This window comes from Bacillus sp. AY2-1 (genome assembly GCF_008368965.1).
GTDB classification, from domain to species: Bacteria; Bacillota; Bacilli; order Bacillales; family Bacillaceae_G; genus Bacillus_A; species Bacillus_A thuringiensis_S.
On sequence record NZ_QPEL01000018.1, the window covers coordinates 1 to 21,353 of the forward strand.

A 21,353-nucleotide genomic window follows, 5' to 3' on the forward strand; every position below is an offset into this window, starting at 1 on the left:
TTAATCGTATTTCTATCAAGCGTATTAGTATAATAGAAACTTTGTAACAAAAGAAAAAGAAGGGAGAATGAAAGATATGAAAGAGCAAGTATTACAAGTAACAAAAGGTGACTTCGTAGGATCAGCAAGTGGAGCGGTAGTATTAACAGCATTAATCGTATTTCTATCAAGTGTATTAGTATAATATAGATAACTTTGTAACAAAAGAAAAAGAAGAGAATGAAAGTATTAGTAAGTAGTTAATATGTTGGAGTCTTTTTTATTTTCTTCTTATATACCTTCAAGTATTAAAGTTACCTCATTATTTAGTATCCATGGCTAATTAGACGCTGCGGTTGCAACTTGATTCAACGAATAATCAAAAATCCACTGATTAAAGTTTCACTTTATTTCAAAGAGAAAAAAGTCGAATTTTATATGTAAGAAAAAAAGAGGAATTTGACAGAAAAGATAGAAAATTTTAAAGGTCAGAATTTGTTAGCTTGCTAACTAATTTCTATTTATTTATGTTGGAAGCGTTTTCGGTTGGTTTTAAGTATGGACCATTTAATCTATTTACAGGGGGATGAAGATATTATGAAACAAAAATCTATGGATACGCTAGCTGCACAAATGGAGGACTTTTTTCCAGTACGTGATGTAGATCATTTGGAATTTTACGTAGGGAATGCAAAGCAATCGAGTTATTATCTTGCGAGAGCATTCGGATTCAAAATTGTGGCTTACTCTGGATTAGAAACTGGAAACCGTGAAAAGGTATCTTATGTTCTTGTGCAAAAAAATATGCGTTTCGTTGTGTCTGGAGCTTTAAGTAGTGAAAATCGTATTGCAGAGTTTGTAAAGACTCATGGTGATGGCGTGAAGGATGTGGCACTACTTGTTGATGATGTTGATAAAGCATACTCAGAAGCAGTGAAACGTGGTGCCGTCGCAATTGCTCCACCAGAGGAATTAACAGATGAGGACGGTACATTGAAAAAAGCAGTTATTGGTACGTATGGTGATACAATTCATACGCTTGTAGAGCGTAAAAATTATAAAGGGGCATTTATGCCAGGATTCCAAAAGGTAGAGTTTAATATTCCATTTGAAGAGTCTGGTTTAATTGCTGTCGATCATGTAGTTGGTAATGTTGAAAAAATGGAAGAGTGGGTTAGTTATTACGAGAATGTCATGGGCTTTAAACAAATGATTCATTTTGATGATGACGATATTAGTACAGAGTATTCGGCGTTAATGTCGAAAGTTATGACGAATGGAAGCCGTATTAAGTTTCCGATTAACGAACCAGCAGACGGAAAGAGAAAGTCACAAATTCAAGAGTATCTAGAATTCTATAATGGAGCTGGTGTACAGCATCTTGCTTTATTAACAAGTGATATTGTTAAAACAGTTGAAGCGCTTCGTGCAAATGGGGTGGAGTTTTTAGATACACCTGATACTTATTATGATGAGTTAACTGCACGAGTTGGAAAAATCGATGAAGAAATTGATAAGCTAAAAGAATTAAAGATCTTAGTAGATCGTGATGATGAAGGTTACTTACTACAAATCTTTACGAAACCAATTGTAGATCGCCCGACTTTATTTATTGAAATCATTCAACGTAAAGGTTCTCGTGGATTTGGTGAAGGAAACTTTAAAGCGTTATTCGAATCAATTGAAAGAGAACAAGAGCGTCGCGGAAACTTATAAGATTTATATCCACCAGCAAAAGTCCCTTTGCTGGTGGAAATTTCATTTTTATAAGGAGGAATCAGGATGAAATTTGTTACATTTCGTCTTCCTTCAAAAGAAATACGGGCTGGATGGCTTGAAGGTGACAAAGTAATAGATATGAATCTTGCTAGTGAAGGGAGAATCCCTTCTTCTATGATGGCTTTTTTAGAGAAAGCTGATGAGTATGTAGAAGTAGTGAGGAATGTTAAGAATCCAAATAAGGGTATATATGCTTTAGAAGAAGTACAATTGACAGCTGCTCTTCCTAATCCGAGTAGTATTCGAGATTTTTACGCATTTGAACAACATGTAAAAACAGCTCGCGGACGAAGAGGACTAGATGTTGTGCCTGAATGGTACGATATTCCGGTTTTTTATTTTACTAATCATCGTGCTGTAATTGGTTCCGGTGATTTTGTAATTGGTCCGAAAAAGTCTAAAAAGCTTGATTACGAGTTGGAGATCGCTTGCGTAATAGGAAAAGAAGGGCGAAATATTTCTCGTGAGCAAGCAGAGGAATATATTTTTGGTTATTGTATTATGAACGACTGGAGTGCGAGAGACTTACAAGCAACAGAAATGAAAGTAGGTCTCGGTCCAGCGAAAGGAAAGGACTTTGCAACTTCGTTAGGAGCACATCTTGTTACGAAAGAGGAATTAGATGTTTATCGTAATGGAGATCGATATGATTTAGAAATGACTGCTCATGTAAATGGAAAACTATTATCAAAGGGAAACTTCCAAGATATTTACTATACATTTGCTGAAATGATTGAACGTGCTTCAGAGGACGTTACGTTATATCCAGGAGATGTGATTGGTTCTGGGACAGTAGGAACAGGCTGTATTTTAGAACTTGGTACAGAAGAGTGGCTACAAGATGGAGATGTTGTAGAGCTGTCGATTACTGGTTTAGGTACACTACGTAATACGATCAAAAAAGAAAAGGAAGCGAGTGATGGGCATGTTTTATCGTCACATGGGAGAACTACCTCATAAACGACATGTACAATTTCGTAAAAAAGATGGATCGCTTTATCGTGAACAGGTAATGGGAACAAAAGGTTTTTCTGGTACGCAGTCTATTTTGTATCATCACTATATGCCAACAGAAGTAGGTCATTCTGCATTATCGCATTCTTGTCAGTTGCAGTATGAAGAGGATGTTGCTCTTTCTCATCGCCACTTCCGAACGAAAGAAAATAAAAAAAGTGGTGATGCAATAAGTGGACGAAATTTCATACTTGGAAATGAAGATTTGTTAATTGGAGTAGTGAGCCCAACAGAAAAAATGGATTATTTCTATCGTAATGGTGATGGCGACGAAATGTTATTTGTTCATTATGGAACAGGGAAAATTGAAACGATGTTTGGAACGATTCACTATAGAAAAGGCGACTATGTAACGATCCCAATTGGAACGATTTATCGTGTTATTCCAGATGAAGGAGAGACTAAGTTTCTTGTTGTAGAGGCGAATAGCCAAATTACAACGCCGCGTCGTTATCGAAATGAATACGGACAATTGTTAGAGCATAGTCCGTTTTGTGAAAGAGATCTTCGTGGTCCAGAAAAATTAGAGACCTATGATGAAAAAGGCGATTTTGTCGTAATGACAAAATCAAGAGGTTATATGCACAAACATGTTTTAGGACACCACCCGTTAGATGTTGTTGGATGGGATGGCTATTTGTATCCGTGGGTATTTAATGTAGAGGATTTTGAACCAATTACAGGGCGCATTCATCAGCCGCCGCCAGTACATCAAACATTTGAAGGGCATAATTTTGTTATTTGCTCTTTCGTACCACGTTTATACGATTATCATCCAGAGTCAATTCCGGCACCATATTATCATAGTAATGTTAATAGTGATGAAGTTCTTTACTATGTAGAAGGAAACTTTATGAGTCGCAAAGGTGTGGAAGAAGGTTCTATTACACTTCATCCGAGCGGGATTCCCCATGGGCCGCATCCGGGGAAAACAGAGGCAAGTATAGGGAAGAAAGAGACACTTGAATTAGCTGTTATGATAGACACATTCCGTCCGCTTCGTATTGTAAAACAAGCACATGAAACAGAAGATGAAAAGTATATGTATAGCTGGATTGAACAAGGTTCATATACTGTGAAATAAGTAAAAAAAGCATGCTCTCAATAAGGGAGCATGCCTTTTTTTGTGGAATCGACATGTATAATAATACCAAAAAGAGTTGTCGAAAGATATATAGAAAGAATGATAAGGATAGTGCATATTCAGAAGAATTTCTACTTGTTTCGACAAAAGTATTGACTAGGAAAAGCGTAATGAGTAAAATAAAAAAGCGAATTAAAAATTTTCAGAAAATTTAAAACTTGGAGGAGTGAAAGATGAAGCAAATTTTTCAAAAGAAGCCAATTGCAAAGTTAATGCAAGAAAGTAAGCAAAAAACGTTAGCAAGAACATTGGGCGCGCTAGATTTAACTATGCTTGGAATCGGAGCAATTGTTGGAACTGGTATTTTTGTTCTAACGGGTGTTGTGGCAGCGAAACATTCTGGGCCAGCTATTATATTATCATTTGCGATTGCCGCGCTAGCTTGTGCCTTTGCTGCATTTTGTTATGCTGAATTTGCTTCTTCAGTTCCTGTATCGGGCAGTGTGTATACGTATACATACGCGACGATGGGAGAAGTATTCGCATTTTTAATTGGCTGGGATCTAATGCTTGAATATTTACTTGCTACATCTGCTGTAGCAAACGGTTGGTCTGCATATTTTCAATCTTTATTAAAGGGGTTTGGAATTCACATTCCGACTATTCTCTCCTCGGCTCCTGGTACAGGGAAGGGTGGAATAATTGATCTACCTGCAGTTCTAATTATTTTAGTGATGACAGTTCTTTTATCTAGGGGTGTTCGTGAAAGTGCACGAGTAAATAACATTATGGTATTTATTAAAATAGCAGTTGTTCTTATTTTTATCTTTGCTGGTTTTAATTATGTGAAACCTGAAAACTGGACGCCTTTTATGCCGTTTGGTTTAGATGGTGTAATGGCTGGAGCGGCTACAGTATTCTTCGCATTTATAGGATTTGATGCAGTTTCAACAGCGGCAGAAGAAGTGAAACGTCCGCAACGTGATTTACCAATTGGTATTATTGCATCGTTATTAATTTGTACAGTTCTTTATATCGTTGTTTCGCTTATTTTGACAGGAATTGTTCCATACGGACAGTTAAATATATCAGATCCAGTTGCTTTTGCACTTCAATTTATTGGACAAGATGGCTTAGCTGGAGTAATTTCAGTAGGAGCAATTACAGGAATTACAACAGTAATGCTAGTTATGATGTATGGGCAAGTTCGTGTTTCTTATGCGATGAGCCGAGATGGTTTACTGCCGAAGCGTCTTGCTAAAGTTCATCCGAAATTTAAAACGCCATTTTTAAATACATGGACAACGGGAATTATTGCGGCACTGATTTCAGGATTAATAGATTTAAATGTTTTAGCACATCTTGTAAACATGGGGACATTGTCAGCATTTGCACTCGTAGCTGTTGCGGTAATTGTAATGAGAAGAACCCATCCAGACTTACCAAGGGCATTTAAGGCTCCGCTTGTACCGTTTTTACCAGCGTTAACAGTGATTTTCTGTTTATACTTAATGCTTCAATTATCGGGGACAGCATGGATTAGTTTTGGGATATGGATGGTTATTGGTATAGCGGTTTACTTCTTATATAGCCGAAAACATAGTGCTTTAAATAATAGTAAAAAAGAAGAAGATGTTGCGAATTTATAAGCGAAAAAAATCCATTCTAATTCTGTTAGAATGGATTTTTTTATTTGAAAATTTACATTTTTCTGAACTTATTATAAGATAATTGTTGGCTAACTAAAGGGGTGAAATGATGAAAAATACGTGGCGTGAGTTAAGGGAGATGGACCGTAACGTATGGATTCGATTTATTGGAGAGACGTTAAATGGAATTGCAATGATGATGTTAATGCCTTTTTTTGCATTATATTTAAAAGATAAGGTAGATTCGTTGTTGGAAGTTGGGGTTATTATGGCGCTTTCTCCAATTGCTGCAAGCTTTGGATCACTTATAGGAGGAAGAATTGCTGACATATATGGAAGAAAACCGATTATGATATTTTCTATGGCAAGTAATGCATTATTAATGCTCGGTTTTCTATTTATAGAAGGATTTATTCCATATGCAATTTTATCTATTTTTTTAGGATTGAGTAATTCTTTATTTCATCCAGCTGCATCAGCTATGGTCGCAGATGTAACGGCACCAGAAAAAAGAACAGAGGCATATGGTTTATTACGAATGGGACACAATATAGGTGCTGCGATTGGTCCGATAATGGGAGCATCAGTAGTTGTGTTGTCAAAGAATCTTGTGTTTATTATTGCCTCTTCTACAATGCTATTTTATGCGTTACTTGTATTACTTCTTATTCAAGAGACGATGCCAAAGAGGACAGATAAGGAAGAACATAAAGAAAAGGAATCTGGGGCAGTTTGGAAAATTGTAATGCGAGATAAGGTATTAATGATTTACTTATTAGCAGGTATTATCATTTCGATGGGGTTTTCTCAAACAGAAGGCATGTTGCCACTACATTTTGATAACGAAATGAAGCGTATTTTTGGAACGAATAATCCATATCCATATTTAATGGCGTTAAACGGACTATTAGTTGTTTTATTCCAATTTCAAATTTCAAAATGGGCTACGGATAAACCAGTCGGGAAGACGATGTTATATGGTGCATGTTTGTTCGGGATTGGATTATTTTTTATAGGGTGGTTACCGAAGTGGTTTGGAGAGTTTAATACAAATGCTACAGTTATTTTAATAACACTACTGTTCGTTTATGCTATATATACGTTAGGTGAGATGATTATGTCGCCTGTACAAATGACATTTGTAGCAAACTTGGCACCTGAGCATTTGAGAGGGACTTATATGGGCGCTGCAAGTTTGCAGTGGATTACAGGAAGCGCATTTGGTCCACTTTTGGGAGGCTTTTTATTAGATCGATTACTTGGCCACTTTCTATTTACAATTTTAGCTGTAGGATGTGTAGTTGCAGGTATTGTATATATTTCTTTAGATCGCCTTGTTGAGCAAAGGCAAAAAGATACACTAACCAAACAATCTTCTTAGTAAATAGGTGACATACACAAAAAAGGGGATTTCTACATATTTTAGGTACATAACTAGATAGGATTACCATTTCATTTTAAAATTCACCTTTGTATAGTAGTGGAATAGAAAAAGTGTAGAAAACCAATAAGTGGTGTCATTTAATTATTTGTGGAAGTTACATTTTATTTCAAATAGGAACTACCTATTTTTATAAAAAGTGCTAAAATAGAAAAATGAAAACAATTGGTTAGGGTGATTTCAGTGACAAAAATTAAATTAGGTTTATTATATGGTGGAAAATCAGCTGAGCATCAAGTTTCGTTACAGACGGCTCTTGCTGCTATTAAAGCGTTAAATCAAGATAAATTCGAGATTCATCCAATTTATATTACAGAACAAGGTCAATGGGTACGTGGTGAGCGTATTGAAGGCGAAGTAACAGATGTTGAAGCTTTAAAAATGAGTAGTGCAGAAAATGCGATTTCTCCGTTATCATTAAGTACAGAGATTATTCCATCTGCAGCTTCTGAGGAAAACGCTATTGACGTTATTTTCCCATTACTACATGGACCAAACGGTGAAGATGGAACGGTTCAAGGACTATTAGAATTGATGAATATTCCTTATGTAGGAAATGGTGTTCTAGCATCATCTGCTGGTATGGATAAAGTTGTTATGAAAAACATCTTTGCAGAGGCTGGTTTAAAACAAGCAAAATATGCGTCTTTCATTCGCAGTGCATGGGAAAAAGATCGTGAGGAAGCTTATTCTAAAGTAGAAGATAAGTTAGGATATCCTTGTTTCGTAAAACCAGCAAACCTTGGTTCAAGTGTTGGTATTAATAAGTGTAAAAATCGTGAAGAACTTGAGAATGCATTTGTAGAGGCATTCCAATTTGATCGCAAAATTATTGTAGAAGAAAATATTGTAGGTCGTGAAGTAGAAGTGGGGGTACTAGGTAATGATGAGCCGAAATGTTCAGTTGTAGGTGAAATCGTTCCGAAAAAGGACTTCTATGATTATAAGTCGAAATATATCGATGGTGATACGGCGTTAATTATTCCAGCTGAAATGACAGAAGAAGAATCTGATGTGATTAAGCGTGATGCAATTATTGCGTTCCAATCATTAGATGGTGCAGGCTTAACGCGAGCTGATTTCTTCTTAACGAAAGACGGAGAAGTGTATATTAACGAAGTAAACACTATGCCAGGATTTACACCGTTTAGTATGTTCCCTCTATTATGGCAACATACTGGGTTACCGTATCCAGAGTTAATCGAAGAGCTAATTCGTTTAGCGATTGAACGTCACGAAGAAAAACAAAAAATTAAATATACAATCTAACAAAAAAAGGAGGAAGCACTATTCGTAGGAATAGTGCTTCCTCTATGTAAGGAGCGTTTCTATATGATAAAGCGAATGTTAAAGCAAGTAGAACAGATGGTAAATGGTACTGGATTAGCAGAGCAATATGAGGGAACTATTATTCAAGGCGTGTCTATTGATACGAGAAAAATTGAAAAAGGAAACTTATATGTTCCGATTCAAGGGGAGCGTTTCGATGGACATGCTTTTGTAGATAAAGCAGTTGAAAATGGAGCTGTAGCTACATTATGGATGAAAGATGTAGCAAATCCACCCGAGAATCTTCCGGTTATTTTTGTAGAAGATACGCTATCTGCACTGCAAATGTTAGCGAAAAACTATCGCGATCAATTGGATGTTAAAGTTGTTGGTGTGACAGGTAGTAACGGTAAAACATCCACGAAAGATATTGTGACAAGTATTCTCGCGACTAAGTTCAAAGTTCAAAAAACAGAAGGAAATTTCAATAACCATATTGGGTTACCTCTCACTATTTTAAACTTAGAAGAAAATACAGAAGTAGCTGTATTAGAAATGGGTATGTCAAGCCGAGGAGAGATTGAATTTTTATCTAAGTTAGCTCGTCCTAATGCAGCTATCATTACGAATATTGGTGAGGCACATTTAATGGATTTAGGATCTCGTGAGGCAATTGCTAAAGCGAAATTAGAAATTGTTACAGGGTTACAAGAAGGTGGCGTGTTCGTATATAATGGAGATGAGCCGTTATTAACGAATCGTGTTCCTGAAATGAATTTAGCAGCAGAAACAGTTACGTTTGGTGATGCAAGAGCCAACGATTACTATCCAACAACTGTAACATTACAGGCAACTGGGACACATTTTAAAATGAATAGAGATGAAAATATTTCATTCTACCTACCGGTGTTAGGAAAACATAATGTGTACAATACACTTGCTTCAATGGCAATTGCGACACATTTTGGGGTGACGTGGGAAGAAATGAAACAAGGTTTAGTAACACTTCAAATGACGGGCATGCGTATGGAGATTGTAAAAACGGATAGTGGATTAACAATTATCAACGATGCTTATAATGCAAGTCCGACGGCTATGGAGGCAGCATTCCATTTAATGAATGGTTTAGATGGATTTACTAAAAAAATCGTTGTGCTCGGTGATATGTTAGAACTTGGAAATCAAGAAGTGCAGTTCCATTATGAGGTAGGTAAATTAATCGATCCAGCAAAAATCGCACATGTATTCACATACGGTAGATTAGGAGCTCAAATTGCTGAAGGAGCGAAAATTAATTTCCCTAATGAACGTGTAAAGGCGTATGATAATAAAGAAGAGTTAGTAAGAGATTTACAAGCGGTAGTCGATGCCAAAGATGTTGTATTAATAAAAGCATCTCGCGGTATGAAATTAGAAGAAGTAATTACGATGTTGAAATAATTGGTGTATATAAATAGGGATGATAGTCACGAAAATAGAAGAAACTTATAATAAGCGCTTACAGTAAATGATAAAAAAATAAAAGTAAAGAAAAAGGCCCTTAATATAAAATAAGGTAACAGTTGGGTTTGCTTTTTACACATACAAAACTTATAATTGATAAAGTGTAATAACGTTTAGAAGTATTTTCGTGAAGAATATACGCCCGGTTATATACGTGAGCATTCAGGAAAAGGGCTTTTCCGCAAATTCGGAAAACGCCTTTTTTTAAATGATAAGTATAGGATAGAAAAGGAGAAGTAACATTGACAACATTTCGAGAATTAGGATTAAGTGAGTCTTTACTGCAATCGGTTGAAAGTATGGGCTTTGAAGAGGCTACGCCGATTCAAGCTGAAACAATTCCACATGCATTGCAAGGTAAGGATATTATTGGGCAAGCGCAAACAGGTACAGGGAAAACAGCAGCATTCGGATTACCACTATTAGATAAAGTGGATACAAATAAAGAAGCAGTTCAAGGTATTGTTATCGCGCCAACGCGTGAATTAGCAATTCAAGTTGGAGAAGAGCTATACAAAATTGGTAAACATAAACGTGTTCGTATTCTACCAATTTATGGTGGTCAAGATATTAACCGCCAAATTCGTGCTCTAAAAAAACACCCACACATTATTGTTGGTACGCCGGGTCGTATTTTAGATCATATTAACCGTAAAACACTTCGCTTACAAAACGTAGAGACTGTTGTTCTTGATGAAGCGGATGAAATGTTAAACATGGGCTTCATTGAAGATATTGAAGCGATTTTAACAGATGTGCCAGAAACACATCAAACATTATTATTCTCAGCGACAATGCCAGATCCAATCCGTCGTATTGCTGAGCGTTTCATGACTGAGCCTCAACACATTAAAGTAAAAGCAAAAGAAGTAACAATGCCAAACATTCAGCAGTTCTATTTAGAAGTGCAAGAAAAGAAAAAGTTTGACGTGTTAACACGCTTACTAGATATTCAATCTCCAGAGCTTGCGATCGTATTCGGTCGTACAAAGCGTCGTGTTGATGAATTATCAGAAGCATTAAACTTACGTGGTTATGCAGCAGAAGGTATTCATGGTGACTTAACACAGGCGAAACGTATGTCTGTATTACGTAAATTTAAAGAAGGTGCTATTGAAGTTCTTGTTGCAACAGACGTTGCTGCACGTGGTCTTGATATTTCAGGCGTAACACACGTATACAACTTCGATATCCCACAAGATCCAGAATCATACGTTCACCGTATCGGTCGTACTGGCCGTGCAGGTAAAAAAGGTATTGCAATGTTATTTGTAACACCACGTGAATCAGGACAATTAAAAAATATCGAGCGTACAACAAAACGTAAAGTTGATCGCATGGAAGCACCGACACTTGATGAGGCATTAGAAGGTCAACAACGTTTAATCGCTGAAAAACTTCAAAGCACGATTCAAAATGAGAACTTATCATACTACAAGCGTATTGCAGAAGAAATGTTAGAAGAGAATGACTCTGTAACAGTAGTAGCTGCTGCTTTAAAAATGATGACTAAAGAGCCGGATACAACTCCGATTGCTTTAACATCAGAACCACCAGTTGTTTCAAGAGGTGGCGGTTCTAAAAAACGTGGCGGTAACGGAGGCGGATACCGTGATGGTAACCGTAATCGTAGTCGTGATGGACGCGGTGGTGGCGATGGTCGTAACCGTGATGGACGTAATCGTGACGGAAACCGTGATCGCAATCGTGATGGAAACCGTGATCGTAATCGTGATGGTGGTAGTCGTGGTCGTAGAGGTGAAGGTCAAGGTCGCCCAGGATCTTCAAATGGACGCGGCGAAAGAAAACATCATAGCCGTCCACAAGCTTAATAAAAAAAGAGAATGCCCTTTGCGGGCATTCTCTTTTTTTATTTCTGTAATTGTGCATACTACATAGTAGTTATGATAGAAAAGGGGCTGTTATATGCTTGTAAGGCTTGGTTACGTTGCGATGAGTGTGCATTTGAAGAATGCATCCCCATCTCAAACGATGACGTACGCACAGTTTCAGAAAATAGATGATCGTGATGCTGCAATTCGTAAACTTGAAAGAATTGCTAATTCCAATTTGGAAAATTGTTTGCGTTTATTAAAGCATAATAAGGGACATGACATATCTTTCTTTCGGCTTAGTTCTAAGCTCATTCCTTTAGCGAATCATGAGGAATTGTTAGAGTGGAACTATATTCGTCCTTTAAAAGAAAAATTGAAAGAATTAGGTGAATATGCAATTCATATGAATATGCGAATTGATTTTCATCCAGATCATTTTGTTGTACTAAATTCACCTGAGGAGAGTGTTTTCAAACAATCTGTAAAGACATTGCAGATGCACAAAAAATTATTAAAAGGCATGGGGATTGAACATAAGCAACGATGTGTACTACATGTTGGAGGAGGGTATAAAGATAAAGAACTTGCATTAGAGCGTTTTATAGAGAATTGGTCTAATGTCCCAAGGGGTATTCAAGAAATGATTATATTAGAAAATGATGATACAACTTTTACGTTAGAGGAAACATTATATTTAGGAGAAAAATTAGATATTCCCGTCGTGTTTGATTTGCATCACCATATGATGAATAATGAGCAAGAAGATTGGTATGAAGATTGGGCACGTGTTGTTCATACGTGGGAAACATCTTTGTTGCCAGTTAAAATGCATATCTCTAGCCCTAGAGAGGGAAAAGATCCAAGAGCTCATGCAGATTATATTAATGTAGACGCATTTTTATCTTTTTTAAGAAGGATAAAGGGAAGTGTTCCGCAAATTGATTGTATGATTGAGGCGAAGATGAAGGATGAGTCTTTATTTCAATTAATGAGGGATTTAAGCGAACAGGTAGATGTAGAAATTATCGATGGTGCAAGCTTTTATATTAAATAAGCTTTGCACCATCGTTTTTTTTGGTTAAAAAAGGAGTTAAAATGCCGCCGGTTATTAAACCTGTTAAATGACTGATCGGATTGGCGGAAGGGTTAAAGAAAGTAAATAGCAGTAATAGAAGTATCATAATTGAGAAAATGGCAATTTCTTTTGGTTGTGAAGAGCGGTAACGATTGTACAATAAAAATAATTGTGCGCCTAATAGTCCGAAAATCCCACCTGATGCACCTGCGTGAATATATTCAGGTGGCATAATAATATAAGAAGAAATATTTCCAGAAATTCCAGAAATAAAAAATAGAATAAAAAAAGAAAAGTGTCCGAGTTGCTTTTCGATAGAAGAACCAAGTGCAAACAAAAAAATACTATTAGAAAGAAAATGTTGTAAGTCTACGTGTACCAGAAGGGAAGTTATGACACGCCACCATTCTCCTTTAGCGATATATTCATTAGAGGCTGCCAGTGGGAAGAGGAAAAAGTCGCCTAATATCATCAGGACTAAGTGAATAAGAAGTAAGGTGAGAATAGTCGATTGTAAAGAAATCTGAGTGGATCTTATTAGCATACGGTTACTATCACCCCTTTTGCATCAGAAAGATTCTCTGTTATTCTTATCAATATGAAAGAAGAAAGTTAAATAGAAGAAGGGGATTTTGAAATGATTATAGGGATTGGAATCGATATTATTGAATTAAATCGTATTGAAAAAATGCTAGATGGAAAGCTTAAATTTATGGAACGTATTTTAACGGAAAATGAACGTAATGTTGCTATGGAGCTGAAAGGAAGTCGCCTTACAGAGTTTGTAGCTGGAAGATTTGCAGCGAAAGAGGCATATTCAAAAGCTGTAGGTACTGGTATCGGGAAAGAAGTGAGCTTTTTAGATATTGAAGTGAAAAATGATGAAAGAGGTAAGCCGATTCTGATTACAAGTACAGAGTATGTTGTTCATTTATCAATTAGTCATAGTAAGGAATTTGCTGTTGCTCAAGTTGTTTTAGAAAGCTCGTCACGCTAGTCTGCATATTTTATATCTTTGTCTCATATATTTGAGGTAGCGATAAGGAAGGTACATCTTCCATTCATTTATAGGGGCAAAGGGGCTGAAGTGATGAAAAGGCGTCTGTTTTTAGTTCTTGTCGGTTTGTTGACCGTTTTTGTATTGGCGGGTTGTGTGGAAAAGAAACAAGATGATGTCGTGAAAGATTTAGAAGCGAAAGTAAAAGGGATGAAAAGTTATCAAGCTGAAGCGAAATTATCTATTAAAACAGGAAATGAGCCTCAGGAGTATAACGTAGAAATTTGGCATAAGGAACCGTCTTTTTATCGTGTGAATTTAAAGAATGCAAAAAAAGATCAGAGCCAAATTATTTTAAGAAATGAAGAAGGTGTATTTGTATTAACGCCAGCACTTAATAAGAGCTTCCGTTTTCAAAGTGATTGGCCGCAAAATAGCAGCCAGGCTTATTTATATGAATCACTTGTAAGAGATATTTTGCAGGATAAGAAAAACCTTACTTTCGAGAAAACAGATAAGTATTATATTTTTAAAACAAAAACAAACTATCAACATCAAAATATGTTGCCGAAACAAGAGATTACACTGAAGAAGAGCGATTTGACTCCAGTTTCAGTGAAGTTAATGGATAATGATCAAAATGTTCTTGTAAAAGTAGATTTCTCTAAGGTAAAATTCGATGCGAAATTTGATAAAGGTGCATTTGATACGAAACAAAATATGTCTAGAGCGCAGGTAGATGTTCAAACAACAGCGAAAGAAGACAAACCGTTTGCTACTTTGTATCCGCTTGATACACCACAAGGTATGACTCTGCAAGATGAAAAAGAGTTGAAGACAGACAGTGGCAAGCGTGCGATACTCACATACACTGGAAATAAGAAATCCTTTACTTTAATACAAGAAAAGGCAAAAGTTGCAGAGGCTTCATCAGCGGTAAGTGTAAGTGGAGAACCGGTTGATCTTGGGTTTACGATTGGTGCGTTGACGAAAGACTCTGTAACGTGGTCGCATAACGGAGTAGAATATATGCTCGTGTCTAAAGGTTTAGAGCCGAAGGAGCTGTTAATGGTTGCTCGTTCAGTTACAGCGAAGCAGGTGAAGTAAACTTCTTAGACGTGGTGATATATGTGCACCACGTCTTTTCTTAGTTTGAAGGTGGATTTCATAAAAGAAGCATATAAAAGAATAAGCTTCGCATATCGTGTATAAGGAAGTGTATTTATGGAAGAAGCACCATTTTATCGTGACACGTGGGTGGAAGTGGATTTAGATGCCATTTATAACAACGTTACACATATTAAAGAGTTCATCCCAAGTGATGTAGAGATTTTTGCTGTAGTTAAAGCGAACGCATATGGGCACGATTATGTACCGGTTGCTAAAACGGCATTAGAAGCGGGTGCAACAAGGTTAGCTGTTGCTTTTTTAGATGAAGCTCTAGTGCTTCGGAGGGCCGGTATTACTGTGCCAATTTTAGTGTTAGGTCCCTCGCCGCCGCGTGATGTAAATGTAGCTGCTGAAAATGATGTAGCGCTAACTGTTTTTCAAAAAGAATGGGTGGACGAAGCAATTAAACTTTGGGATGGTTCATCTGTAATGAAATTTCATATTAATTTTGATAGTGGTATGGGGAGAATTGGAATACGTGAAAGAAAAGAGCTGAAAGAATTTTTAAGGAGTTTAGAAGGTGCACCGTTTTTAGAGTTAGAAGGAGTATACACGCATTTTGCAACGGCAGATGAGGTTGAGACTTCGTATTTTGATAAGCAATATAACACGTTCTTAGAGCAGTTAAGTTGGTTGAAAGAATTCGGAGTGGATCCTAAGTTTGTCCATACAGCTAATAGTGCTGCCACGTTACGTTTTCAAGGGATTACATTTAATGCAGTGCGAATTGGGATTGCAATGTATGGATTATCTCCTTCTGTAGAAATACGTCCTTTTTTACCATTTGAATTAGAACCGGCGCTATCACTGCATACGAAAGTAGCTCATATTAAACAGGTGATTAAAGGTGATGGAATTAGTTATAACGTCACTTATCGAACGAAAACTGAAGAATGGATCGCGACTGTAGCGATTGGTTATGCAGATGGATGGCTTAGAAGATTACAAGGATTTGAAGTGCTTATAAATGGTAAAAGGGTACCGATTGTAGGGCGAGTAACAATGGATCAGTTCATGATTCATCTTCCTTGTGAAGTGCCGCTTGGTACGAAAGTTACGCTTATTGGAAGGCAGGGAGATGAGTATATTAGCGCTACAGAGGTTGCGGAATATTCAGGGACTATTAATTATGAAATTATTGCAACGATCAGTTTCCGTGTGCCAAGAATATTTATACGGAATGGTAAGGTTGTAGAGATAATTAATTACTTGAACAATATATAGAAGGTAGCATGATTGCTTCTTGTCATTGGAGTGACTGTTCATTGCTGGATAATAAGCTCTTTTTGATGAGAAGCTTTTTACTTATAATCATTTTTTATATAAGTTACACGTAAGTTTTGAAGAGGAGTTCTATTGTTTTTAGTTAGTTATGAGATAAAAAATTTAAGAAGATGAATGTTTTGTTTGTGAATTGGAAAACATAAGCAAGGAATAAGGAAGTCTTTGCAACAGGCTCCATACAATGGTATTATTACAATAGGTGTCATATATATATATTTGGGTGTGTAGTTGACGGTGGAGGTGTATTTTTGTGTCCGAATCAAGTGTAACTACTGAAATCGTGGTTCGGTTGCCAAAGCAAATGGTAACGGAATTGGACGGAATTGGAAAACAAGAGAATAAGAATCGCCATGAACTAATTTGCCAGGCAACACAATTGTTATTGCGTCAACATAAGACGAAGAAACGCTACCAACATGAATCAATGCGACGTGGGTATATTGAAATGGGAAAAATTAATCTTGGTATTGCATCTGAAGCTTTCTTAGCGGAGTATGAAGCAGCTCATACAGTAGAACGCTTAGTTAGCGGGGGGTAATATTTTGATTGTAAAACGCGGCGACGTGTATTTTGCAGACCTTTCCCCAGTTGTTGGTTCTGAGCAAGGAGGCGTTCGTCCGGTTCTTGTCATTCAAAATGACATCGGAAATCGTTTTAGTCCAACGGTGATTGTAGCGGCTATTACTGCACAGATTCAAAAAGCGAAATTACCCACTCATGTGGAAATTGATGCGAAAAAGTATGGTTTTGAGAGAGATTCTGTTATTTTACTTGAGCAGATTCGAACAATCGATAAGCAACGCTTAACGGACAAAATCACTCATTTAGATGAAGTGATGATGAGTCGTGTAGATGAAGCGTTACAAATTAGTTTAGGACTAATAGATTTTTAAATCGGCAGTTTAAGTTGCTCTCTTTGAAGGGCAACTTTTTTTATTATAGAGGAGGTTACGGTTGTATATGGAAATGGTAGATAATCGACAAGCGTTAATGAAAATGTTAGTGAAAGAATTAGGCTTTAGCGAAAAGCAAGTTCGTCATGTTATTCAATTAACAGAAGAAGGTAACACAGTTCCATTTATTGCTCGTTACCGAAAAGAATGGACAGGCTCTTTAGATGAGGTGCAAATTCGTGCGATTTTAGAGAGATGGCAATATATGATGCAACTTGAAGATAGGAAGGAAGAAGTTATTCGTCTTATTGGTGAGAAGGGAAAACTGACAGGAGAGCTAAGGCTGCAAATTGTTAAAGCTACAAAGTTGCAGGAAGTAGAAGATTTATATCGTCCATATAAAGAGAAAAGAAGCACGAAAGCAACGATTGCAAAAGAAAAAGGGTTAGAACCGTTAGCTGAATGGTTATTGTTATATAAGAAAGAAGATCCGGCTAAAAAGGCAGTGGAATTTATTAATGCAGAGAAAGAAGTGCAATCTGCAGAAGAAGCTTTACAAGGTGCACAAGACATTATTGCAGAAATGATTTCAGATGAAGCTACGTATCGTAGTTGGATTCGAAATATTACTTTTAGAAAAGGTATTATGTCTTCGTCTGTAAAAGGTGAAGAAAAAGATGAAAAGAATATATATGAAATGTATTACAGTTATGAAGAACCATTGCAAAAAGTAGTACCACATCGTGTATTAGCAATGAATCGCGGTGAGAAAGAAGATATATTGAGAGTTTCTGTTGTCCCACCAGTAGATGAGATATTAAATTTCTTAAATAAGAAAGTAATTCGTGATAACGATTCTAAAAGTGCGCATTATGTACAATTAGCGATTGAAGATGGTTATAAACGATTAATTCAATCTTCAATTGAAAGAGAAATTCGTAAAGAATTAACAGAAACAGCTGAAGAACAAGCGATACATATTTTCTCTGAGAACTTACGTAACTTATTATTACAACCTCCGATGAAAGGGAAAGTCGTGCTAGCGGTAGACCCGGCATATAGAACTGGTTGTAAATTATCTGTAGTAGATGATACGGGGAAAGTACTACATATTGATGTTATTTATCCGCATCCGCCTGTTCGTAAATATGATGACGCAAAAACGAAAGTTCTTTCTATTATAGATAAATATCAAGTTGAAATGATTGCAATTGGTAATGGGACAGCATCTAGAGAAACAGAGGAATTTATAGTAGATGTATTGCAAAGTGTGAAACAGGAAGTCTTTTATATTATTGTAAATGAAGCGGGTGCTAGTGTATATTCAGCTTCTGATTTAGCTCGTGAAGAATTCCCAAATTTACAAGTTGAAGAGAGAAGTGCTGTTTCTATTGGAAGACGTCTGCAAGATCCACTGGCTGAACTTGTGAAAATTGATCCTAAATCAGTTGGAGTTGGACAATACCAACATGATGTATCTCAAAAGAGATTGAATGAGTCATTAACATTTGTAGTAGAGACAGCTGTTAACCAAGTTGGGGTTAATGTAAATACGGCTTCGGTTGCATTGTTACAATATGTTTCAGGTTTATCGAAAACTGTTGCGAAAAATATTGTGGCAAAGAGAGAAGAGGATGGGAAATTCACAAAGCGCACGGAATTAAAGAAAATCCCACGTTTAGGTGCAAAGACGTACGAACAATGTATAGGTTTCTTGCGTATATTAGAAGGAGCGAATCCATTAGATCGGACAGGTATTCATCCTGAACAATATAAAAATGTTGAATTGTTATTGAAGAGTTTAGGGTTATCGATAGATGACGTAGGACAACCGCAATTACAAAAGAGATTGGAAGAAGTAGAGATTTCTAAGTTGTCTCAAGAAACGGGAGTTGGGGAGCCGACGTTAGTTGATATTATAGATGCACTCATTAGTCCAGAACGAGATATGAGGGATGAGTTGCCTAAACCACTTCTGAAAAAAGGGATTTTGAAATTAGAAGATTTAAAACGTGGTATGGAACTAGAAGGAACAGTGCGTAACGTTGTTGATTTTGGTGCTTTTGTTGATGTTGGCGTAAAGCAAGATGGTTTAGTGCATATTTCTAAGCTTAGCAAACAGTTTGTAAAGCATCCGTTAGATGTTGTATCAGTAGGACAAATTGTAAAAGTATGGGTAGATGATATTGATACAAAAAAAGGACGCGTTGCACTATCTATGTTGCCGATTGAATAGTAAGAGAAGAGAGCAGATAAAACTGCTCTTTTTTTATAGAATAAAAAGTGTAATGGATCATGAGTTTTGATGTATTTTGCTATAATAAAACCAGCATTCATTTAGCAATTTAATTTGATACCGGTTTTTTTCGAAATATGCACGTTGCATCTGTTTTTTTAGCCACGTAGGCATAGGAATCCCTCCTTGTTTAATCCTACTCTCAAAAATCTAAAGTACTATTAATGAGAGGTTGGTGAGTGGATTTCTATTCATGTTGTGTTTTTAGAAACCACGCGTCTTGAATGAGGATGGGTATATGTACTATTTAATATATGTATAAGAAGCGTGAAAAGTGTAAAAATATTTTTTTGTTTAGGAGGAATGAGAATGGACGAGAAAGAAATTCAACGGCTAGTGGAAGAAGTATCGCTACAATACTTCGGAATGCCATTTTTACATAAAGTAAAGTTCAATAGTAGGTTGCGTACAACTGGCGGGCGTTATCTGTTGAAGAGTCACAATGTTGAACTGAATTATCGATATTACGAAATGTATGGTAAGGAGGAATTAATCGGAATCATCAAACATGAACTGTGTCATTATCACTTGCATATTACAGGAAGAGGGTATAAGCACAGGGACAGAGATTTTCGTGAGTTGTTAAAGAAAGTTGATGCACCTCGTTTTTGTAAACGAATGATTAATGAAGAGAAGGAAAAAAAGATTTATAAGTATGAATGTATGGAGTGTTTACTTCAATATGTAAGAAGGCGTCAAATAAATACAAAAAGATATGTCTGCGGAAAGTGTAAAGGGAAACTCAAACCGATATCGAAAACATCTTGACAGTAAAAACGCAATCCAGTATATTATAAACATGTCACGTTTGAACAAGATGTTGTTAAAAACTTCTTGACTTACAGAAAGAAATTTTATAAGATACAAATTGTCTTCATTATTCCGCAGTAGCTCAGTGGTAGAGCTATCGGCTGTTAACCGATCGGTCGTAGGTTCGAGTCCTACCTGCGGAGCCATACAGAGAAGTACCCAAGTGGCTCAAGGGGCTCCCCTGCTAAGGGAGTAGATCGCTAACGCGGTGCGAGGGTTCGAATCCCTTCTTCTCTGCCATACATATTGGCCCGTTGGTCAAGTGGTTAAGACACCGCCCTTTCACGGCGGTAACACGGGTTCGAATCCCGTACGGGTCACCACTTCGGAGGATTAGCTCAGCTGGGAGAGCACCTGCCTTACAAGCAGGGGGTCGGCGGTTCGATCCCGTCATCCTCCACCATATGAATTTTATATGAATAGTATCATCGCGGGGTGGAGCAGTACGGTAGCTCGTCGGGCTCATAACCCGAAGGTCGCAGGTTCAAATCCTGTCCCCGCAACCAAATGGTCCCGTGGTGTAGTGGTTAACATGCCTGCCTGTCACGCAGGAGATCGCCGGTTCGACCCCGGTCGGGACCGCCATTTTAACTTCTGCTAATTGGCAGTTGTTTTTTATTGGACATTATGGTACGATAACATTTGTCTTTGAAAATAAGATATTTTTTCAGTGGGCTATAGCCAAGCGGTAAGGCAACGGACTTTGACTCCGTCATGCGCTGGTTCGAATCCAGCTAGCCCAGCCATTTACGAGCCATTAGCTCAGTTGGTAGAGCATCTGACTTTTAATCAGAGGGTCGAAGGTTCGAATCCTTCATGGCTCACTTTTTTGTTTTTTCCGCGCGGTCGTGGCGGAACGGCAGACGCGCTAGGTTGAGGGCCTAGTGGGGGAAACCCCGTGGAGGTTCAAGTCCTCTCGGCCGCATCAAAAAAATCTTAAAAAAGTACTTGCATTTGAAAATGTAGTATGATAAGATAATTGGGTGACCACCGTGCAGCGTCGACCCCCGCCCTGGACCATATGCGCCCGTAGCTCAATTGGATAGAGCGTTTGACTACGGATCAAGAGGTTAGGGGTTCGACTCCTCTCGGGCGCGCTTATTACGGGAAGTGGCTCAGCTTGGTAGAGCACCTGGTTTGGGACCAGGGGGTCGCAGGTTCAAATCCTGTCTTCCCGACCACGCGGGTGTAGCTTAGTGGTACAGCGAGAGCCTTCCAAGCTCTGGTCGAGAGGTCGATGCGGTTCGACCCGCTTTTAGTTCTTTGAAAACTGAA

Annotated in this window: 19 protein-coding genes and 11 tRNA genes; 28 read left to right on the top strand and 2 right to left on the bottom strand. The window is 37.4% G+C overall.

Annotated features, from left to right (window positions below):
- Window positions 1-67: 67 nt before the first annotated feature.
- From DN403_RS05475 to uvsE, 10 genes are all read left to right on the top strand, one after another.
- Window positions 68-184 carry a DUF3948 family protein gene (locus DN403_RS05475; RefSeq protein WP_000654250.1) on the top strand — a complete coding sequence of 39 codons (117 nt, stop codon included), beginning with the start codon at window positions 68-70 and terminating at the stop codon, window positions 182-184.
- Window positions 185-576: 392 nt separating this feature from the next.
- On the top strand, window positions 577-1,695 hold the full coding sequence (hppD, locus tag DN403_RS05480) for a 4-hydroxyphenylpyruvate dioxygenase (RefSeq protein WP_000810920.1): 1,119 nt from the start codon (window positions 577-579) through the stop codon (window positions 1,693-1,695).
- Window positions 1,696-1,761: 66 nt separating this feature from the next.
- Window positions 1,762-2,718, top strand: coding sequence for a fumarylacetoacetate hydrolase family protein (locus tag DN403_RS05485; protein ID WP_000673996.1), 957 nt, complete (start codon window positions 1,762-1,764; stop codon window positions 2,716-2,718).
- A complete protein-coding gene (locus DN403_RS05490; protein ID WP_012614724.1) occupies window positions 2,684-3,856 on the top strand; it encodes a homogentisate 1,2-dioxygenase in 1,173 nt (390 codons plus the stop codon). The genes DN403_RS05485 and DN403_RS05490 overlap by 35 nt, the downstream gene beginning before the upstream one ends.
- Before the next feature lie 233 nt (window positions 3,857-4,089).
- Window positions 4,090-5,505, top strand: coding sequence for a branched-chain amino acid transporter BcaP (gene bcaP / locus DN403_RS05495; protein WP_000809361.1), 1,416 nt, complete (start codon window positions 4,090-4,092; stop codon window positions 5,503-5,505).
- Between the two features lie 109 nt (window positions 5,506-5,614).
- Complete coding sequence (locus DN403_RS05500; protein WP_000799722.1) at window positions 5,615-6,886, top strand: MDR family MFS transporter; 1,272 nt, start codon at window positions 5,615-5,617, stop codon at window positions 6,884-6,886.
- Between the two features lie 243 nt (window positions 6,887-7,129).
- Window positions 7,130-8,215, top strand: coding sequence for a D-alanine--D-alanine ligase (locus DN403_RS05505; RefSeq protein WP_000161432.1), 1,086 nt, complete (start codon window positions 7,130-7,132; stop codon window positions 8,213-8,215).
- Between the two features lie 63 nt (window positions 8,216-8,278).
- Window positions 8,279-9,655 carry a UDP-N-acetylmuramoyl-tripeptide--D-alanyl-D-alanine ligase gene (murF, locus tag DN403_RS05510; protein ID WP_149185340.1) on the top strand — a complete coding sequence of 459 codons (1,377 nt, stop codon included), beginning with the start codon at window positions 8,279-8,281 and terminating at the stop codon, window positions 9,653-9,655.
- A gap of 305 nt (window positions 9,656-9,960) precedes the next feature.
- Window positions 9,961-11,550 carry a degradosome RNA helicase CshA gene (gene cshA / locus DN403_RS05515; protein WP_000206602.1) on the top strand — a complete coding sequence of 530 codons (1,590 nt, stop codon included), beginning with the start codon at window positions 9,961-9,963 and terminating at the stop codon, window positions 11,548-11,550.
- Between the two features lie 94 nt (window positions 11,551-11,644).
- Window positions 11,645-12,607, top strand: coding sequence for a UV DNA damage repair endonuclease UvsE (uvsE, locus tag DN403_RS05520; protein WP_000961146.1), 963 nt, complete (start codon window positions 11,645-11,647; stop codon window positions 12,605-12,607).
- On the opposite strand, the gene DN403_RS05525 is transcribed toward uvsE, so the two are convergent.
- Window positions 12,600-13,172: a rhomboid family intramembrane serine protease gene (locus DN403_RS05525; RefSeq protein ID WP_000908529.1), complete on the bottom strand. Its 573-nt coding sequence runs from the start codon at window positions 13,170-13,172 to the stop codon at window positions 12,600-12,602. The two genes, uvsE and DN403_RS05525, sit on opposite strands and share 8 nt — an antisense overlap.
- Window positions 13,173-13,265: 93 nt before the next feature.
- Here DN403_RS05525 and acpS point away from each other — a divergent pair, with 93 nt between their 5' ends.
- The 6 genes from acpS to DN403_RS05555 all read left to right on the top strand — a co-directional run bounded on the left by acpS (window position 13,266) and on the right by DN403_RS05555 (window position 19,208).
- The gene (acpS, locus tag DN403_RS05530; protein WP_000583418.1) at window positions 13,266-13,625 is read left to right on the top strand and encodes a holo-ACP synthase; all 360 of its coding nucleotides are present in this window, start codon (window positions 13,266-13,268) and stop codon (window positions 13,623-13,625) included.
- A gap of 156 nt (window positions 13,626-13,781) precedes the next feature.
- On the top strand, window positions 13,782-14,732 hold the full coding sequence (locus tag DN403_RS05535; protein ID WP_002084009.1) for a LolA family protein: 951 nt from the start codon (window positions 13,782-13,784) through the stop codon (window positions 14,730-14,732).
- 117 nt (window positions 14,733-14,849) lie between these two features.
- The gene (alr, locus tag DN403_RS05540) at window positions 14,850-16,019 is read left to right on the top strand and encodes an alanine racemase (RefSeq protein ID WP_000390595.1); all 1,170 of its coding nucleotides are present in this window, start codon (window positions 14,850-14,852) and stop codon (window positions 16,017-16,019) included.
- A gap of 310 nt (window positions 16,020-16,329) precedes the next feature.
- On the top strand, window positions 16,330-16,617 hold the full coding sequence (locus DN403_RS05545) for an antitoxin EndoAI (RefSeq protein ID WP_000004570.1): 288 nt from the start codon (window positions 16,330-16,332) through the stop codon (window positions 16,615-16,617).
- A gap of 4 nt (window positions 16,618-16,621) precedes the next feature.
- Entirely contained in the window at window positions 16,622-16,972 is a 351-nt protein-coding gene (gene ndoA / locus DN403_RS05550; RefSeq protein WP_000635965.1) for a type II toxin-antitoxin system endoribonuclease NdoA, read from the top strand.
- 67 nt (window positions 16,973-17,039) lie between these two features.
- Window positions 17,040-19,208 (top strand): Tex family protein, encoded by a 2,169-nt coding sequence (locus DN403_RS05555; protein WP_149185341.1) that lies wholly within the window; start codon window positions 17,040-17,042, stop codon window positions 19,206-19,208.
- Window positions 19,209-19,265: 57 nt separating this feature from the next.
- Here the strand turns inward: DN403_RS05555 and cmpA are convergent, their stop codons facing one another.
- Window positions 19,266-19,382: a cortex morphogenetic protein CmpA gene (cmpA, locus tag DN403_RS05560; RefSeq protein ID WP_001143640.1), complete on the bottom strand. Its 117-nt coding sequence runs from the start codon at window positions 19,380-19,382 to the stop codon at window positions 19,266-19,268.
- Window positions 19,383-19,577: 195 nt separating this feature from the next.
- On the opposite strand from cmpA, the gene DN403_RS05565 reads away from it, so the two are divergent.
- The 12 genes from DN403_RS05565 (at window position 19,578) to DN403_RS05620 (ending at window position 21,259) form a co-directional block, all read left to right on the top strand.
- Window positions 19,578-20,036 carry a SprT family protein gene (locus DN403_RS05565; protein ID WP_000343552.1) on the top strand — a complete coding sequence of 153 codons (459 nt, stop codon included), beginning with the start codon at window positions 19,578-19,580 and terminating at the stop codon, window positions 20,034-20,036.
- A gap of 113 nt (window positions 20,037-20,149) precedes the next feature.
- Window positions 20,150-20,224, top strand: a tRNA-Asn gene (locus DN403_RS05570).
- A gap of 3 nt (window positions 20,225-20,227) precedes the next feature.
- Window positions 20,228-20,318, top strand: a tRNA-Ser gene (locus tag DN403_RS05575).
- Between the two features lie 8 nt (window positions 20,319-20,326).
- Window positions 20,327-20,401: transfer RNA gene (locus DN403_RS05580), tRNA-Glu, on the top strand.
- A gap of 4 nt (window positions 20,402-20,405) precedes the next feature.
- Window positions 20,406-20,481: transfer RNA gene (locus tag DN403_RS05585), tRNA-Val, on the top strand.
- A 26-nt stretch (window positions 20,482-20,507) separates the two neighbouring features.
- Window positions 20,508-20,584: transfer RNA gene (locus tag DN403_RS05590), tRNA-Met, on the top strand.
- Between the two features lie 3 nt (window positions 20,585-20,587).
- Window positions 20,588-20,663 (top strand) — tRNA-Asp (locus tag DN403_RS05595).
- Between the two features lie 86 nt (window positions 20,664-20,749).
- A tRNA-Gln gene (locus tag DN403_RS05600) sits at window positions 20,750-20,824 on the top strand.
- A 5-nt stretch (window positions 20,825-20,829) separates the two neighbouring features.
- A tRNA-Lys gene (locus DN403_RS05605) sits at window positions 20,830-20,902 on the top strand.
- An 18-nt stretch (window positions 20,903-20,920) separates the two neighbouring features.
- Window positions 20,921-21,003: transfer RNA gene (locus DN403_RS05610), tRNA-Leu, on the top strand.
- 98 nt (window positions 21,004-21,101) lie between these two features.
- Window positions 21,102-21,175, top strand: a tRNA-Arg gene (locus tag DN403_RS05615).
- 7 nt (window positions 21,176-21,182) lie between these two features.
- Window positions 21,183-21,259, top strand: a tRNA-Pro gene (locus tag DN403_RS05620).
- The last annotated feature ends 94 nt before the right edge of the window (window positions 21,260-21,353 follow it).